This window comes from Saprospiraceae bacterium, assembly GCA_016715965.1.
Taxonomy (GTDB): Bacteria; Bacteroidota; Bacteroidia; order Chitinophagales; family Saprospiraceae; genus Vicinibacter.
On the sequence record JADJXG010000001.1, the window covers coordinates 2557513 to 2573960 of the forward strand.

Sequence of the window (16448 nt, forward strand, 5' to 3'; positions counted from 1 at the left end):
GCCTTTAAATCAGCTATTGCTAAAAACGCCATTCACAGCATTTTGTTGAATCATTCATTGCAAATCGCCCTGGAAATGACCAGCTTTTGTATTTCTGAAGTGCCCTCTCCGATGGTGCACAATTTGGAGTCTCGGAAGAATTTCTCCACTGGAAAATCTTTGGTATAGCCATATCCCCCAAAAATCTGGATGGCATCGGTGGCAGCCTGTACACATACTTCGGAGGCATAATACTTTGCCATGGCCGAATATTTGTTGGTGAGTCGGTCCTCATCTTTCATTTTGCCGGCTTGCCGGGTCAGGAGTTCAGCAGCTTCGATCTTTATGGCCATATCAGCCAATTTAAAGGCGATTCCCTGGAAGTTGGAAATGGATTGACCAAATTGCTGTCTTTCTTTAGAATACTGGACAGAGGCCTCGTAGGAGCCTTTGGCAATCCCCAAAGAGAGGGCTGCAATCGAAATCCTGCCACCATCCAATACCTTCATGGCCTGTTTGAATCCTTCGCCCACTTCACCCAATACCTGAGACTCATGCACCCTGCAATCTTCAAAAATGAGTTCTGCAGTTTCTGAGGCCCGCATTCCGAGTTTATTTTCTTTTTTTCCACCTCTGAAACCTGGAGTACCGCTTTCTATGATAAATGCGGTCATTCCGTTGGAGTCCAAAAGTTCACCGGTTCGCGCAATGACCACAGCCACATCTCCTGAAATTCCATGGGTGATCCAGTTTTTGGTACCGTTGAGTACCCAATGCTCACCGTCTTTTTTGGCCACACATTGCATGCGCATGGCATCAGATCCGGTATTCGCTTCCGTCAGACCCCAGGCACCGATCCATTGTCCGGAAGCCAATTTGGTGAGGTATTTTTGTTTTTGCGCCTCATTGCCAAAGTAGTTAATATGGCCGGTGCAAAGTGAGTTGTGGGCAGCAACGGAAAGTCCAATTGAACTACACACCTTGGCGATCTCTTCAATAATGCAGATGTATTCCTGATAGCCAAGTCCAGCGCCACCGTATTCTTCAGGAACGAACACACCGAGATAACCCTGGGTTCCCAACGCATGCATCAGGTCTTTTGGAAAATGCTGGGCTTCGTCCCATTCCATGACATAAGGTCTGATGTTTTGTTCGGCAAACTCACGCACGCTTTTTCTGATCATTTCCAGCTGTTCCGTATCCTGAATGGGCATCTAATCTAAATTTTTTTGCAAAAATATAAAATTCCCCACAATAAAGGAAGTAGACCTAAGGCCTGTCAAAGCCAGCGAGGAGTTTGAGATTGGTATTGACGATAACTCTCACCGAATTTACGGAGCATTCGTGGCTCTTCATGCAGGAGAATAAATAATTGAAAAACGCAAAACACAAAAAGGGTATAAATGAGTAGGGTGTAAGATCTAAAAAAAAGGGATTTTGCAAGCAGCATGCTGATCACGCAGACATACATTGGATTTCTTGAATAACAATACAGTCCTGAATCCACCATTTGCTGAGTGGGATCGATGGGAGAGAGAGTGCCTTTTCCTGCTATTGCAAATAGGCTTATGCACCATAGAAGGCCAGACAATCCGATCATAAAAATCAGTGCAGCAATAAAATGAAGCAAATTCAAGTTTTCAGGAAAGTTGTTGTTGTTTTTTATCAGCCACCATGGGATTATGCCAACAACCACTCCAGGCTGAAGCAGGGTGTAGAAAAGATTTCTGATAAATAGTGAAAGCATGGATTTATCAAATGATGCAAAACTCTAATTACCTGAATCCTATCATGGCAAATCTACTATTTGAAAATAGAAGGTTTATCATGGAAGAACCCAAAATGAGTAGCCCACAAATTTACCAATTTATCTGATCCTGGGTAAAGATTGTGACTCTGGTAATGTGGAAAATGTTATCCACACCATCCACGATGCATGGAGAAAAAATCAAAAGGAAATGGTCCATGGCCTCCAAAATTGCATTAAAGCTCTATGTGAAGAGGGAAGGAGAACAGTGAAACTTTAATTTAATTCATAGAAAGAGGAATCCATTCATCATTCCTGATTTTTGCGACAAAGCTTATTCTGCTTTTATCACCTCACCGTGTCCCGTTTTATTGATCTGGAGTTGGGGATTGCCCATATAAATGACATCGCCGCTGCCGGTAAGATTGACCAGCAAGCTATCTGCACAATGCAGTGCGATTGCACCAGTTCCAAGCAAATTGACGGTTGCATTTTTGGCGGTAGTGGTTTTGGTATTGATTTCTCCGCTGCCTTGTAGCGAAAGCTGAAGTCTATCAACAGTCCCTTCATTGGTAACAAAGCCCGATCCCAAGATCGATATATCCAAAAATGGTCCTGAATATTTGGTATGTATATCTCCGCTCCCTTGCAAATTGATACGATGCAGTCCTCCTCCGTAGGTGTCTTTGTAATTCAGTTGCCCGGAACCCAGAAATTTAACATCTCGCAATTCATCTGTGAACACGGTAATTTTTAGACCAGCTCTATAGGATACATTGCGTTTTGTTTCTATTTTGAATTGTAAGACGGAATCTACTACTGATATTTCATGACTCGCTATTGCGAGAGAATCACCGTCCAGTTGAATGGAAAATGGACCCTTTGCCAGTTCAATATCGGCGAATGACTGTACTTTCAGGCTGTGGAAGGCAGAGAGATTTTCTTTCTTTGTAATTTGTGTGGAATCAACATGCGTGATATTTAATCCTTTTTTTGCCAGAAGCAGAGAGATAAATATGAAAAGGAGAATGGCAGTGATCAATGCGATGAGGATTTTATAACTGGTTTTCATATACTTGGTGCTTGTAATTTTTTAATTGTATTTCTGATTGGATTTGTTTTAATTTTGTTCGACATACTTGCGAAGTTCATCCAGATCGATTCCCAGAAGTCTCATTTGTCTTACGGTGTCCGGTAAAACCTCTTTGATGAATTCATCTTTTTTCAAAGCAATCGTTTTCTGATATACATCTTCTGACAGATAGAAGCCAATTCCTCGCTTCTGATGAATGATATTTTCATCCTGCAACCATTGGTAGCTCCGTTGTACCGTGTTTGGATTGACCTGAACATTCAGTGCCATCTCCCTAACCGAAGGGATTTTATCACCATCCGTCAATTTTTTGTTGAGCACATCTTCCAGGATAACATCTGCAATTTGCATATAGATGGGTTGTTGTTTTCTAAAGTCCATAATTACAATTCTTTTTCGCGTAACTTAAATAATGATGTAGCCATAATGGTCAGAAAAAAGATGAAGCCAATCAGGTATCTGATCCATTTTTGTTCAACGATATGCTCAAACGGAAAGTCAATAGACACATGATCCTTGACCATTAAAACACCGATGAAAAAATCATAAAAAACAATTCTGAAAAACAAAAACGAAACCAGACCAATCATTATCGTGAGCAGGAAAAGGGAGAATGTAGTTTTTATGATGCTGTACCTTGGTTGCCAAATGGATCCCAATATGTAAATGCTCTGAGCCACTAAGATGGAGGGAATCATTTCAAAAATGTCTCCAAATCCAAGAGTTTCGGACATGACTTCTCTGGTAGTGAAAAGCTGAATCAACCAGGGAGCAATTAGGGAAATCAGGTAAAAACAGATTATAAAGCTTACCGGTATGACCAATGCGACCATGGTCCATTTGGATATAAGTTTTTCCAAGGGGCTTGCAGGAATCGCAAGATAGTTTTGTCTGCTTGCTGTTTTGGCCAATTCAATAAAGCTCAAACTGGCAAATATGATAGACATGATGGCAAGAGATGAGCCCAGACTTTCAATTCTGTAGGGGGAATCGATTGATTCACTTCCCAATAGCTGGATCGGCAAAGACAAAAACATAATGCCTAAGATGCTTGTAAATACAATGGCAATGGTACTCTTGCTGTGATTCCACTCCCTGAGCAATAGGAATTTGAAACGGGTAAATTGAAATATAAAAGTTGATGAGGACATGTTTGAAATTTTTTAGATTTGGCCAATGCGTGATTTGTATTTTTCCAGAATGGATTTGATCTGATCTTTCTTCATCAGGATCGCGTTAAATAAGACTTCTACATCCACACTGGAATGAAGCCCTTCGGTATTTTCTCGAATGCTGAGATAACCTCCACTGATGCGTTCTGCATATAGAACTCCCTGGGGTTCAGTCATGCTATGATGTACTTCAAAATATAGGGCATTGGCAATTTCTTCCAGACTGTGGTTAAAAATAATTTTTCCATCTTCAAGAATAAGGATTGGGTCGATAAGATTGACCATATCTCTTACCTGGTGGGTGGAGATGATCACAATTCTTTGATCCAGCATGGCTTCAGTGATCAGCTTGCGAAACTGTGATTTGGAAGGAATGTCCAGTCCGTTGGTGGGTTCGTCCAGAATGACGATTCTTGCATTGGATGCCAGGGCAAAACTGAGCATGACCTTTTTCTTTTGTCCAAAGGATAGTTTATTTAATTTGAGCTGACCTTCCAGACCGAATTCAGTAATCAGACTGAAAAACTGATCAAAGTCAAATCCCGGATAAAATGGCGCGTAAGTATAGAGATAGGCTATGATCGATAAATCCGGTATATAAGGTTCTTCCTGGACATAACAGATGTCTGCCAGCATATCCGGGTGACGGTCAGTTGCGTCAAAGCCCATGACATCTACCGTTCCTTTTACAGGGAATAGAAGACCATTGATTAACCTTAACAAGGTAGTTTTTCCGGCACCGTTTTTTCCAAGCAGTCCATAGATGTTTCCTGCTGTCAATTGCAGATCGAGGTTTTCAAAGAGGTTTTTTCTTTTGCCGTATTTGAATTCCAGATTTTTTAAATGAATCATATTCTATTGTTTTAGTGTATTACATAACTAATACACCACAAAGGTATGTTGGTGGATCTAAATTGTCCAAATTTTTTTCAACATTTTTTTATAATTTTATTTTTATAATGTATAAAATACAGAATAATAATTATATATAAAATATTTGGACTCAAAAAATCGTTCCATTTCAGCCTTGTCCTTGGGAATATACAAGGCTAAGGATTGCTGATCTGAGCAAACAAGCCTTGATTTTTAAAGAATTGAATGGGATTTATAAGTCTGGGTTAAATAAGTTATTGCACCGCCAATCAGCAGCGGTTACCTTACCATTTTTGCAATTCCAGAAGATGAAATACGATTCCTTAGAATGCTGGTTTGACCGGAAGCAACATTTGCACTCCTTTGGAGTTACGGATGTTTTTCCAGTCATTCAGATATGGGTAATACTCTCCAAGATTTTCCCGCAGGATGGATTCTTTCAAGCGAGAGGAGACCTCATCATTTCCTTGCAGTTGGTCGAGAAATTTTTGAAAAGGATCTTTTTGCCGTGGGTATTCCTCTGTCTTGTAGCGCTCCACTGAAGCCAGAGAAGCAGCCGCTTTGATCGCATCGGGCAATTCACCAATGGCACTAATTAGTCCCAGCTCCCTGGCCGCTTTTCCTGTCCAGATTCTTCCTCTGGCAACTTCATGCACTTCCTCACGAGACATTGATCTGCCTTTGGCCACAATGCCTAGGAATGTCTCATAGACCTGATCTACATTTTCCTGAATGATGGCTGATTCCTCTGGTCCCCATTCAAAATTGGGATTGAATCTGGAGGACAAAGGTCCTGTTCCAACGGTATCGACATCAATGCCGATTTTATCTCCCATTAGAATTTTGACATTGGGAATCATGGCAAAAACACCGATGGATCCGGTAAGGGTATGGGGGCTTGCGAAGATGCTGTCTGCGTGACAAGATATATAGTATCCACCGCTTGCTGCGTAATCTCCCATGCTCACCACCACTGGTTTGCCTTCAGTGCGCATCTGATCTATTTCATGGAGTATTTCGTCAGACATGATGGCACTGCCACCTCCGGAATTCACACGGAGCACCATGGCTTTGATGTTTTTATTCTCTCGAATGTCTTTGAGGATTTTTAGGTACTTTCTTCCGATTTGACCTTCTTCACCTTTGCCATCAATAATATTTCCCTCTGCAAATACCACGGCAATTCTGCTTTTGCTGTTGTAATCCTGTTCGGATTTACCATTCACTTTAAAATAATCCTGAATGGATACAAACTCAGTTTTTGTACCAGCCTCTATTCCGGCTTTGCTTTTTAGCTCCTTAATGGCATCCAATTCGTAGTTCAATCCGTCTATTATTTTCTGCTCTACTGCCTTTGCCGGAGAAGAAGCTTTGTAGTTATGAAAAATAGACTTCAGTTCTTCGGAGGACAGCATTCGGCTTTTGGAGACCTGGACACAATATTCGTCCAGCTGGGCATTGAGATATTCAGATAGTTGCAGGCGGTTTTCAGGGCTCATCTTGGCCAATCTGAAAGGCTCAGTTGCAGATTTGAATTCGCCGGCATAATAGATATTGAAGGAAAGCCCGATTTTTTCCATCATTTCTTTAAAAAATGGAATGGAAGCTGCGAATCCTCTCAGGTCAGCAAATCCCAGGGGATGCATGATCAGTTGATCGGCCACAGAAAGGAGAAAATAATTCTTGTGGTCGAGAAACAAGGTGTAGCCTACAATGGGTTTGCCGCTTTCTTTAAATTCCAATAAGGCATCGCGGATAATTTTTAAGGTTGCATAGCCATGCTGGTAACTCTGACCGGTCAGGTATATTCCTTTGATTTTAGAGTCTTTTGCTGCATTTCGAATACTCTGAGCGAGGTCGTGCACACCGATGGTTTTTTCATCTTTGAATGAAAACCCCGCCAGGGGAGTGTTGTTGGTTTGTTCCGGAAGTATTTCCGGGATGGATACTTTTAGCAAACCGGATTCCGGGATGTGTACCGATTGACCACCTTCCATGCCTTTGGAAGCAAGGCTGGATCCGATTCCCATCAGGATAAAAAATAGGATCATAATGGCAATCATGGTGCCCAGACAAGATGTAAATAGTGATTTTAAAAACTGAGTCATATTATTTAAAATAAGATACGTAAATGATGAAGTCCCGGCTGGTATTTCTGCCGAAGGGATTTTTTGATTTCTTCAAAATGAAGTTTGTTGTCAATGAAGTCGATGTGTTCAGCATCTAACACCAAAACGGGCAATACGGTTTGGGATTTAAAAAAATCAAAGTAAGAATTCTGTACTTTCTCGAGGTATTGATCTTCAATTTTCATTTCATAAGAACGGGCCCTGTCGATGATGTGCTTTTTGACTTTTTCCACAGGACGGTGCAAGTACAGAATTAAATCAGGTTTTGGTGTGCTGTGATTCATTTGCTGATAGATCCTCTGGAACAGGTTGAACTCAGTTTTGTCCAGATTATGGCTGGCAAACAACAGACTTTTGACCAGGGAATAATCTGCTAAAGTAAACTCTGCAAATAAATCGTCATGGAGGATCGTAGCCTGGAGTTGTTTATGTCGTTCTGCCAGAAAGAAGAGTTCTGTAGGCAGGGCATATCGCTGAGGGTCTTTGTAGAAAAACTCCAGAAAGGGGTTTTCAGCAAATTCCTCAAGGATCAGCCGGCATTTCAAATCTGCTGCGAGCATGGAGGTCAATGTGGTTTTTCCTGCACCAATATTGCCCTCAATACAAATGTAATTATAAGGTATCTGTTTTTTCATTCAGTTTGACAACTTCCAATGGATCTTTGCATGCAAAGAATATTTCTTCTATTGTTTTTTTAAGTACCGGATGAATGATCTCACCCGCAATTTCCATTAAGGGAATCAGGGTAAAATTTCGTTCATGCATTCTGGGATGGGGAATTTGTAAATCAGCTTCGTCGATGTGCATCTCACCATAGAGCAAAATGTCAATATCAATCCTTCTGGCTGCATTTTGTACCGTCCTAACTCTGCCCAAAGCGCTTTCGATGTCTAAGATAAGTTGAAGGATTTTTGAAGCGGATTTGGAAGTATCGATTCGAACGACCAGATTCAGATAATTTTGTTGGTGGGGATCCCCCCAGGGCATGGTTTCGTATAGCGAACTTTTCTCCTTAATTTGTCCGATGCGCTCAGACATCAGGGCCATGGCTTTGTTTATCCAGGACCTGCGCTGACCCATATTGGAGCCCAATAAGAAATACACCGACTTTTTGTCACCCATTATTGCCAGAAAAATTGGTAGGTTTTTTGACTCCGATGGTTTCTCAAACAGAGGAAGTAAATTCCTGGGGAACCATCATTGGACCATTTCAGCGAATGTCCTGGTTTTAATTGAGAACTTTTTATAAGATGCCCATTCGAATCAAAACAATTCAGAATTATTTCAGGAGAATTTTCTTCGGCTTCAATGTTCAGTATTCCATTGGCCCAGTATATCTTGGGTAATTCGAAGGAAGCATCCTTGTTGGCCGTTCCCAAATGAAGCTCCATACTGCTTGCTGCCGCGTGTTCGATTCCAGAAAGTTGCACCATGGCAGCGATGGTGGTTTTTATAATCTGAATAATAAAATCGAGATCAAGTGTGTGTACCGAGTCACGAATGGTGTGATAATTTTTGTTTCTAAAGTTGGCCGCGTCGGTGATCATCAATGCGGGAATGTTTCTATCCCAAAAGCTGGCGTGGTCCGATCTTCTCAAATCCGGTGTCAAAGTTCCATTTCCCGGCACTTTCAAAGACATGACTTTGAGTACAGGAACAAATTCAATGGCTGCATTGGCAAATGCGTCCACCAAAGCAGAGGAGTTGACATTTCCAACATTGGTGATAAAATCCCCACGTCTTTGATTTGCAATAACCTGATTGTATACATCCGGAAACAAAATATTGAATCCAGCCGGAAGATCCTGGGTATTTGGCTGATCTGAATAGTAACCAATCATTTCAAAATTGATACAATTTTGCAAAAGGTCATTTGGATTTAACTGATTGATTAAATAAAATTGAGAGCCGAGTAATCCGGATTCTTCAAGATCAAAAAACAGATAGCGGATCGTCTTTTGAGCGTACAGGGGTGAAAGGATTCTCATTGCTTCCATAACCCCCGCCACACCAGAACCATTGTCATCAGCACCCGGTGATTGTCCAAAACTATCGTAATGAGCGTCAATAATTTGAACCTGCTCAGGATGCTCGCAACCCCACTGAGTGGCTTCAATATTGATGAGTTGTCCTTGTGGTAATCTGCCTTCTATTTTTCTGGACAAAAGGTGAAGTGAAGAAAATCCCAATAGATCATCTCTGGTTTTGTTGAGGAAAACAGGATCAGTTACTGCATTCCTTTTGCCCTGCAGCTGATTTAAATAATGTAGAATGGAATCTCTGTTGACCCCTGCGATGAGGTCACCCACATTGAGTTTTTCGCCATCGTGTGCAGATAAGTGTACAACAATATCTGCAGGCAATAAAGAGGGGTCTTCAAAACTCAGACGAATGGATTTATTGGCGCCTGTAGCTACATTTGCTCCAATGTCTCCCTCAGCATTCTTAATTGCAATTTTATTTCTGTTTTGTTGATTAAAAATGGCACAACGGATTTCCAATAAATGATTATCCGGATCAGCCAGATCATAGTAAATGGTAATTACACCATTTTTAAATTCCGAGTAGCAATGTTCGAGTATGGGTAGTTGGTTGGCATACACCAGCCTGGAGAGGATCCAAAACAATAAAACAACACTCTTTTTCATGAAAATTATTCTAAAGGTGACGAATTCTGAATTCCCTGGGATAATGGTTTTTAATGCTCTGTGCATTACATTTTATCCAGCCCAAAGTTACATCTTTAAAAGCAACTGTTTGCCATTTCTCATGAAGGAAATTTGGAATTTTTAAATCTTTGGGAATCAACCCTCTGAGATAATCTAAAGCCTGATTTAGGTCTAAAGTGACCGGTTCTGTCGACGGTTTATGATCGATGCTCAAAGCAAGAGCCTGATGGGGGATCCAGTCTTTTCCCTTGAATTCCCCAATCGGAATGCCCGCATGGATGAGTGGTATTTTGTTGTGATAAATGTTTTCAAACCATGAAAATATTCCAACCGGAAGAGCATACCAACCTGATGAATTTTGAAAATAGCGAAAGGCGTCCGGATGGTGCAAATGATGTTTTACCAGGGGAGGAATATTCATTTCAAGGGCGGTTTTATACCGGTTATTTTTTGCAGTCCTTTCTTTGGTTTCCGATTTTTTTTGGAGGACACAAAAACTAAATCCCTCTCCGGACATTCGGCTTGGCAAACATCGATTTATCAGGATTCCTTGATGATCGCTTTGAAAGATTGGAGAGTCCTTTCCAAAATCGATTGGAAGCAGATCGAATTGGCTTGAATCTATTGATGATCGTATGCTGCCTTCATTCTCTATGGTATTGTAAGTACAGGTAGAATATATGATTATTCCACCGGGTGCAAGTAGCTTGTACGCAGTTTGCAGCAGGTTTTTTTGGATCGAGTGGCAGCGATGTACCTTTTGCAAACTCCATTGTCGCAGAGCTTCGGGTTCTTTTCGAAACATTCCTTCGCCACTACAAGGAGCGTCCACCAAAATGAGATCGTATTGAATGCCAGTTTGCAGAAGTTTATCTGCATTTCCAGCAGTGACCACTGTGTTTGGGTAGGCCCATTTCAGCATATTTTGTCTCAGAATTTCGGCCCTGGCAGAAATGAATTCATGGCAATGAATGAAAGCCTCTCTTCCGAAAAAATCACACAGCAAAGTAGATTTACCTCCGGGTGCCGCGCACAAATCCAGTATTTTGGGAAGGGAAGGAATCGGAATTTTTTGAAATATTTGATCTAAAAACATGGAGGAGGCTTCCTGTACATAATAATGACCTCCGTGGAAATAGGGATCCTTGGTAAAAGAAATTCTCTCCTTTAAATAAAATCCATTGCTGCTCCATGGAATTTTTCCAATCAAATCAAAATCATGCCCCGGCTTCAGTGGATGGATTCGAATACTGACAGGAGGTTTTTCCTGCAATGCGATGAGGAGCGAATCCAATTCTTCTCCTATGGCCTCTTTCAACAAATTTTCAAATCCTTCGGGTATTTGAATCATAGATATGGCCTTAAGTAAGCATGGTTTTTAAAAAGCTGATCCACTTTTTCTTCCACTTCCGGATCTTCAATCAATTCCGGAGCATGGTGGGGCTTTTTCCGGGCATCGATGATGATGGGTCCATCGCATCCCCAATGTTTGTTTTTTATAAAAGAACGGACTCCGAAAATATCATTGGCAGGATTGCTGCGGGTAAATGCCACCCAAAGGAAGTTATTTAAATTTTGGCTGGTCCAGGCTGAATCATCAACAAGAACGATCATTGGGATCTCGCTCCAATCATAGGGAGCTAGTTTATTTTCGAGTCCCAAAAGATTTTTGATTTCATTTTCTTGATGGGTATAGCTGGATATTTCACACAAGAGTATTCCCGGTAATGCAAGATGGAGATTTTTCAATTCTGAACATTTCAAAAGGGCAGATGGAATTCTATCTGCGAGGGATCGTATCGGAGAGCCATGAACAGCCATAATCAGTTTTGACCCCTGATTGAGAAATTCTCCGCTGTAGTCCAAGGTATCGATGGTCGTGTTGGTGATAAAATGGAGGTCTCTTTTTAAATCGATTCTACGCAACACATAATCCAAATAGGCAGGAATATTTTTGGTGGAAAGATTTTGATTTTCCACGTCGGTCGTGATCATTAAATATTTAGCCAAAGAGGTTTGACCTTTTCCAAGTATGTGCATAGCCTGGGTCAAAATTTCTTCTGGTCGGATCTCTCTAAAGGGCATATACCTTTCCGAACCAATGGCCAGTAAAAGTGGGTGTACTCCTGCGGCATCCACAGCATGGATTTCTTTCACTCCCTTAAATTCGTCCGGAGTTAATTCCTTTACCATTTGATGAATCAAATGTCCAAAAGAAGAATCTTCCTGAGGCGGTCTGCCTACTACCGTAAAATGCCAAAGAGGATTAGGTCTGTGATAAACTTTATGTACTTTTAAATAGGGAAACGGATGTTGCAGACTATAGTAACCGAGGTGATCCCCAAAAGGTCCTTCAGGTTTTAAATTATCCTTGACCACCGTGCCTGTGATGCAAAAATCAAGATCAGATGGTACAAAATAGCCATCCTCCCAGATATAGCGATATGACCTGTTTCCCAATAAACCGGTAAACAGGATTTCACTCAGGGCTTCCGGCAATGGGAATATCGATCCCAGAGTATGGGAGGGTGGGCCGCCTATTCCAATACTAACTTTAAACTCCTCCTCGGATTGGTTATATGCCTGATGGTGGATACCAATCCCGCGATGGATCTGATAATGCAAGCCAACTTCCTGATCGAATAAGTAATTGTTTCCGGCAAGCTGAATGCGGTACATTCCTATGTTGGCCTGTTTGAGGTCTTTTATATTTGGGGGAAAACTAATTACTTGTGGAAGCGTAACAAAAGCTCCGCCGTCCATGGGCCAGGATTTTATGAGTGGTAGTTTTTGGATGCTTGTTTGATTTTTTAATATTTCGGGTTTTAGCCAAGATTTTCTTGGTAATCCATTTAATGCAAAGGGGATGGTTTTTAAAGATTTTATGGGAGATTTTACGATTTCGGCAGGATTCAATTTTATCTTGATCAGTTGTTCCATCTTTCGGAGAACTTCTCTGAAAATGTATTCTGACCTTTGGAAGGTCCCAAACAAATTGGAGATAGCTTCAAATGGACTGGCTTTTACTTTTTCAAAGTGGATGACCGGACCTTTTTTCGCATAAATCCTTCGATGGATGGATGCCATCTCAAGATTCGGATCAGTTTCAAATGGAATTTTCAGGACTTCTCCTTTTTGTTCGAGATCCTTGATGCATTCTCTCAGCTTTCGATAGGACATGGCGGCCAGATTTTGTCAACTGACTAACAACAAAGCAGCCATAGGGTTATGAAATCAGGTCAATCAATCTCTGGATGAGCCATTACGGGCACATTGTCTGAAATTAACTGTATGCCTTTTTATCAGAGCTATTGGAAATCTTCTTTAAATTGGAAGTTTAGACAGAAAAGCTTTCGCCACATCCGCAGGTTCTGGAAGCGTTGGGATTGGTGAAATAAAAACCCTTGCCATCCAGGCCTCCTGAAAATTCGAGGGTGGAATCAAATAAGTAGAGGAAGCTTTTGAGATCGGTCACCACCTTGACCCCTTTGTCTTCAAAAATCTGATCATTGGGTTGAATGGTATCGTCAAACTCCATGTTGTAACTTAGGCCACTGCAACCGCCACTGGTGACGGAAACCCTTATAAAATGCTGCATGTCCAGATTTTCAGAAAGCCTGATCTGGTTGATTTTTTCAAGTGCAGAATCAGCTACGTGAATCATAATTTTAAACCAATGAATGAAGGAATCAATGTTTGGACTGATAGTCTTTAATGGCAGATTTGATGGCGTCTTCCGCCAAAACGGAGCAATGTATTTTGACTGGAGGAAGCGCCAGTTCTTCGACGATTTCCATGTTGTCAATTTTCAAAGCATCTTCCAGACTTTTTCCTTTAAGCCACTCGGTGGCCAGGGAAGAAGAAGCAATGGCGGATCCGCATCCAAATGTTTTAAACTTTGCGTCTTCGATGGTATGCGTTTCCGGATTGACTTTGATTTGGAGTCTCATGACATCACCACATTCAGGGGCGCCTACCAGACCGGTGCCGACGTTGGGGTCATTTTTGTCCAAAGTACCCACATTTTTTGGGTTTTTGAAGTGGTTGAGAACTTTTTCTGAGTATGCCATATTTCTGTTTTTAAAATAAAACCAAATGTATCATTAATGGGAGGACCAAACAACTGAGTTGAGGTCAACACCTTCTTTGTACATCTCCCAAATGGGAGATAAATCCCTCATGTGATTCACACCTTTGACAATGGATTCGAGGGCGAAATCCACATCTTCTTCAGTGGTAAATCTTCCCAAACTAAATCTCAGGGAAGAATGTGCCAAATCATCACCAAGACCCAACGCAACTAAGACATAAGAGGGTTCAAGTGAAGCCGATGTGCAGGCAGAACCTGAGGAAAGGGCAATGTCCTGATTAAAGGTCATCATTAGTCCTTCGCCTTCCACGTGTTTGAAAGAGATATTGGTGACATGAGGCATTCTGTGTTCCGTATTACCATTTACATAAACTTCTTCCAGCTTGTTTTTAAACCCAGCCTCTAATTTATCTCTCAATTTTGAGAGTCTAAGCGCCTCGTCGATCATTTCAGATTTGGCGATGGCCGCAGCTTTGCCAAATCCTACAATTCCCGGAACATTGAGCGTGCCGCTCCGCATGCCCCTTTCATGCCCGCCTCCATCCATCTGAGCGGTAACTTTGACTCTGGGTTCTTTGCGGGATACATATAAAGCGCCTACTCCTTTTGGTCCATACATCTTGTGTGCGGAGAAGGCCATCAGGTGGACACCATTTTCTCTTGGGTTGATGGGGATTTTGCCCACTGCCTGGGTAGCATCTGACATAAACAGGATGCCATGTCTGGCACATATTTCACCGATGGCTTTCATTGGCTGGATAACTCCGGTCTCATTATTTGCCCACATGACTGAGACCAGGATGGTGTTTTTCTGAATGGCTTTTTCAAGCTTTTCCAAATCCACCAGACCATCTGATTCTACCTCCAAATAAGTCACCTGAGCACCCTTTTTCTCCAATGATTTGCAAGTATCCAATACAGCTTTGTGCTCTGTTTTGAGAGTGATGATGTGATTGCCTTTCCGGCTGTACATTTCAAATACCCCTTTAATGGCCAAATTATCAGACTCTGTTGCTCCTGAGGTGAAGATAATTTCTTTCTCATCTGCGCCAATAAGGTCCGCCACCTGAGCTCTGGCCTGGTCCACAGCATCCTCAGCTTCCCAACCAAAAGGATGGCTCCTGCTGGCTGCATTCCCAAAATGTTCAGTAAAATAGGGGAGCATCGCATCCACTACACGGGGGTCGCAGGGGGTGGTGGCATTATGATCGAGATAAACTTTTCTCATTGGCAAAATAGAATTGTTTGGGATACCTAACATTTTTTGAAGGTACAAAGTTCAACAATTTATTGGTGAATTTGAAGTGAATTTTATAAAATGGTGATTTTCGTCATCCTTGAAGTTGATAAAAGTCAATTTTATTTCAAAAATCTACAGCAATCGTGAGTAGAAATCAATATATATTAAAAATTAATTTTATATATAATATATTATATTACATGTAAATTATAAATATTGATGAGAATATTTTTGCCGTTTAAGTATTAAAAATTTAATTGAGGATATGATCTTAACCCATTAGTTTTCAATGGTCTATGGCAATTCAATTGGGTAACCATTTCTTGATTCAAACCGCAATTGTATTGTAACTGAGCCATGCTTTACTTCTGGAAGCCTACTGATTTCGACATAACAATCGTTGATAAATAAATTGTTTTAATTGTGATCCTATAATTGGAAAGGGATTACAGGACTGTGTTAAAGTTACATTTTTTACTTCTTCACCCTCATTGATGAAATGGATATTGTCTTGTCCTGCTATTATACAAAGGTAAATATCGTTCACGGCAGAACCGATTCTATTGCCTTCCCAGTTCATACTACCTTCTTTTATGCTACTAAGGTGGAATTTGATCTTACTCTTATCATCCAGTGGATAAGAGGCAAGTCCAAAACCCAATTGTGATCAAAAATCGTTTTCGACCTGGCCGTATTAATACAATATTTTAGCAGTCCCTTGAGGTATTTCACCAATTAAATTTTCGATTTTAAATTGGCATCCATCCAGGCTCATTTTCGATGGGTAATTTTGAGACACGCAGCCATTGTTTTGATAGGGTAGAGAGGATGACATTAGCGTTTTTAAATGATTCAGGTTTAGATAAGAAAAAGTTACTGCAATTCATCCAATCGAAGTAAAAAATCAGACTTTTAGGGGAGCAGGAAATTTGTTCCGCTCATCAACCATATGGGATTTGGTCTGTAGAAAGGTTATTTTCTGGTGCGGATAGACGAAGCTGCCTGTGACGATTAAAATTGGATTCCTTGTACTTTTTCAAAGTCAGTAAAAGTCTCAGGTTGATTTTCTCATTTGCTGATTGGGATACTCAAGGACATGGTAAACAGCATTCACTTTAAAATACAATTCATTGTCACTCGTTGCGCTAGATTTTACAGAGCAAGTTGGTCCATTGCTGTCGCAGTCTATTTTGACAATTATTTGGGGAGTTTTTTCAGGGTTCATGATTTTTAAAAATTTACATTGTAAAATGGTTTCAAGTTTTAATTTAATTGAGAATTTTTTTTCCAGTAGTTCATGAAGGATCAGTAATTGGATGGCGCCGGGAGTAACTGGATGTCCAGGAAAATGACCGGTGTAAACTATATGGTCTCGATTTAGTTCAATTTTAGCAAGAAATCCATTTTGAGTTTCAGAAATTGAAATTATTTTATAAAAATCATTTGCGAGTTTCAT

16 protein-coding genes are annotated in these 16448 nt (G+C 40.9%); all 16 read right to left on the reverse strand.

Going from position 1 to position 16448, the window contains the following annotated elements; genetic code table 11:
• Positions 1-50 precede the first annotated feature (50 nt).
• The 16 genes from IPM48_09580 to IPM48_09655 all read right to left on the reverse strand — a co-directional run bounded on the left by IPM48_09580 (position 51) and on the right by IPM48_09655 (position 16448).
• Positions 51-1193 (reverse strand): acyl-CoA dehydrogenase family protein, encoded by a 1143-nt coding sequence (locus IPM48_09580; protein ID MBK9271838.1) that lies wholly within the window; start codon positions 1191-1193, stop codon positions 51-53.
• A 65-nt stretch (positions 1194-1258) separates the two neighbouring features.
• Positions 1259-1726, reverse strand: coding sequence for an isoprenylcysteine carboxylmethyltransferase family protein (locus tag IPM48_09585; GenBank protein MBK9271839.1), 468 nt, complete (start codon positions 1724-1726; stop codon positions 1259-1261).
• Between the two features lie 334 nt (positions 1727-2060).
• Complete coding sequence (locus IPM48_09590; GenBank protein ID MBK9271840.1) at positions 2061-2798, reverse strand: DUF2807 domain-containing protein; 738 nt, start codon at positions 2796-2798, stop codon at positions 2061-2063.
• Positions 2799-2846: 48 nt separating this feature from the next.
• Positions 2847-3203 carry a GntR family transcriptional regulator gene (locus tag IPM48_09595; protein MBK9271841.1) on the reverse strand — a complete coding sequence of 119 codons (357 nt, stop codon included), beginning with the start codon at positions 3201-3203 and terminating at the stop codon, positions 2847-2849.
• A complete protein-coding gene (locus tag IPM48_09600) occupies positions 3203-3970 on the reverse strand; it encodes a hypothetical protein (GenBank protein ID MBK9271842.1) in 768 nt (255 codons plus the stop codon). Before IPM48_09600 ends, IPM48_09595 begins: the two co-directional genes overlap by 1 nt.
• A gap of 12 nt (positions 3971-3982) precedes the next feature.
• On the reverse strand, positions 3983-4843 hold the full coding sequence (locus IPM48_09605) for an ABC transporter ATP-binding protein (protein ID MBK9271843.1): 861 nt from the start codon (positions 4841-4843) through the stop codon (positions 3983-3985).
• Between the two features lie 344 nt (positions 4844-5187).
• A complete protein-coding gene (gene sppA, locus IPM48_09610; GenBank protein ID MBK9271844.1) occupies positions 5188-6972 on the reverse strand; it encodes a signal peptide peptidase SppA in 1785 nt (594 codons plus the stop codon).
• A 5-nt stretch (positions 6973-6977) separates the two neighbouring features.
• On the reverse strand, positions 6978-7628 hold the full coding sequence (locus tag IPM48_09615; protein MBK9271845.1) for a deoxynucleoside kinase: 651 nt from the start codon (positions 7626-7628) through the stop codon (positions 6978-6980).
• Positions 7606-8115 (reverse strand): 2-amino-4-hydroxy-6-hydroxymethyldihydropteridine diphosphokinase, encoded by a 510-nt coding sequence (folK, locus tag IPM48_09620; protein ID MBK9271846.1) that lies wholly within the window; start codon positions 8113-8115, stop codon positions 7606-7608. The genes IPM48_09615 and folK overlap by 23 nt, the downstream gene beginning before the upstream one ends.
• The gene (locus tag IPM48_09625) at positions 8115-9641 is read right to left on the reverse strand and encodes a M28 family peptidase (protein ID MBK9271847.1); all 1527 of its coding nucleotides are present in this window, start codon (positions 9639-9641) and stop codon (positions 8115-8117) included. Before IPM48_09625 ends, folK begins: the two co-directional genes overlap by 1 nt.
• 10 nt (positions 9642-9651) lie before the next feature.
• Positions 9652-11013: a hypothetical protein gene (locus IPM48_09630; GenBank protein MBK9271848.1), complete on the reverse strand. Its 1362-nt coding sequence runs from the start codon at positions 11011-11013 to the stop codon at positions 9652-9654.
• The gene (locus IPM48_09635; protein MBK9271849.1) at positions 11010-12842 is read right to left on the reverse strand and encodes a UbiD family decarboxylase; all 1833 of its coding nucleotides are present in this window, start codon (positions 12840-12842) and stop codon (positions 11010-11012) included. The genes IPM48_09630 and IPM48_09635 overlap by 4 nt, the downstream gene beginning before the upstream one ends.
• A 157-nt stretch (positions 12843-12999) precedes the next feature.
• On the reverse strand, positions 13000-13326 hold the full coding sequence (locus tag IPM48_09640) for an iron-sulfur cluster assembly accessory protein (GenBank protein ID MBK9271850.1): 327 nt from the start codon (positions 13324-13326) through the stop codon (positions 13000-13002).
• Between the two features lie 25 nt (positions 13327-13351).
• Positions 13352-13732, reverse strand: a complete 381-nt coding sequence (gene iscU, locus IPM48_09645; protein MBK9271851.1) for a Fe-S cluster assembly scaffold IscU — start codon at positions 13730-13732, stop codon at positions 13352-13354.
• A 33-nt stretch (positions 13733-13765) separates the two neighbouring features.
• Positions 13766-14980, reverse strand: a complete 1215-nt coding sequence (locus IPM48_09650; protein MBK9271852.1) for an IscS subfamily cysteine desulfurase — start codon at positions 14978-14980, stop codon at positions 13766-13768.
• A gap of 1066 nt (positions 14981-16046) precedes the next feature.
• Entirely contained in the window at positions 16047-16448 is a 402-nt protein-coding gene (locus IPM48_09655) for a hypothetical protein (protein ID MBK9271853.1), read from the reverse strand.

Bases quoted from the DNA above. Each gene is read 5' to 3' on its own strand.
- IPM48_09640 (MBK9271850.1), bottom strand. From the start codon at position 13,326: ATGATTCACGTAGCTGATTCTGCACTTGAAAAAATCAACCAGATCAGG.
- iscU (MBK9271851.1), bottom strand. From the start codon at position 13,732: ATGGCATACTCAGAAAAAGTTCTCAACCACTTCAAAAACCCAAAAAAT.
- IPM48_09615 (MBK9271845.1), bottom strand. From the start codon at position 7,628: ATGAAAAAACAGATACCTTATAATTACATTTGTATTGAGGGCAATATT.
- sppA (MBK9271844.1), bottom strand. From the start codon at position 6,972: ATGACTCAGTTTTTAAAATCACTATTTACATCTTGTCTGGGCACCATG.
- IPM48_09635 (MBK9271849.1), bottom strand. From the start codon at position 12,842: ATGTCCTATCGAAAGCTGAGAGAATGCATCAAGGATCTCGAACAAAAA.
- IPM48_09580 (MBK9271838.1), bottom strand. From the start codon at position 1,193: ATGCCCATTCAGGATACGGAACAGCTGGAAATGATCAGAAAAAGCGTG.
- IPM48_09650 (MBK9271852.1), bottom strand. From the start codon at position 14,980: ATGAGAAAAGTTTATCTCGATCATAATGCCACCACCCCCTGCGACCCC.
- IPM48_09585 (MBK9271839.1), bottom strand. From the start codon at position 1,726: ATGCTTTCACTATTTATCAGAAATCTTTTCTACACCCTGCTTCAGCCT.
- IPM48_09630 (MBK9271848.1), bottom strand. From the start codon at position 11,013: ATGATTCAAATACCCGAAGGATTTGAAAATTTGTTGAAAGAGGCCATA.
- IPM48_09590 (MBK9271840.1), bottom strand. From the start codon at position 2,798: ATGAAAACCAGTTATAAAATCCTCATCGCATTGATCACTGCCATTCTC.
- folK (MBK9271846.1), bottom strand. From the start codon at position 8,115: ATGGGTGACAAAAAGTCGGTGTATTTCTTATTGGGCTCCAATATGGGT.
- IPM48_09605 (MBK9271843.1), bottom strand. From the start codon at position 4,843: ATGATTCATTTAAAAAATCTGGAATTCAAATACGGCAAAAGAAAAAAC.
- IPM48_09655 (MBK9271853.1), bottom strand. From the start codon at position 16,448: ATGAAACTCGCAAATGATTTTTATAAAATAATTTCAATTTCTGAAACT.
- IPM48_09600 (MBK9271842.1), bottom strand. From the start codon at position 3,970: ATGTCCTCATCAACTTTTATATTTCAATTTACCCGTTTCAAATTCCTA.
- IPM48_09625 (MBK9271847.1), bottom strand. From the start codon at position 9,641: ATGAAAAAGAGTGTTGTTTTATTGTTTTGGATCCTCTCCAGGCTGGTG.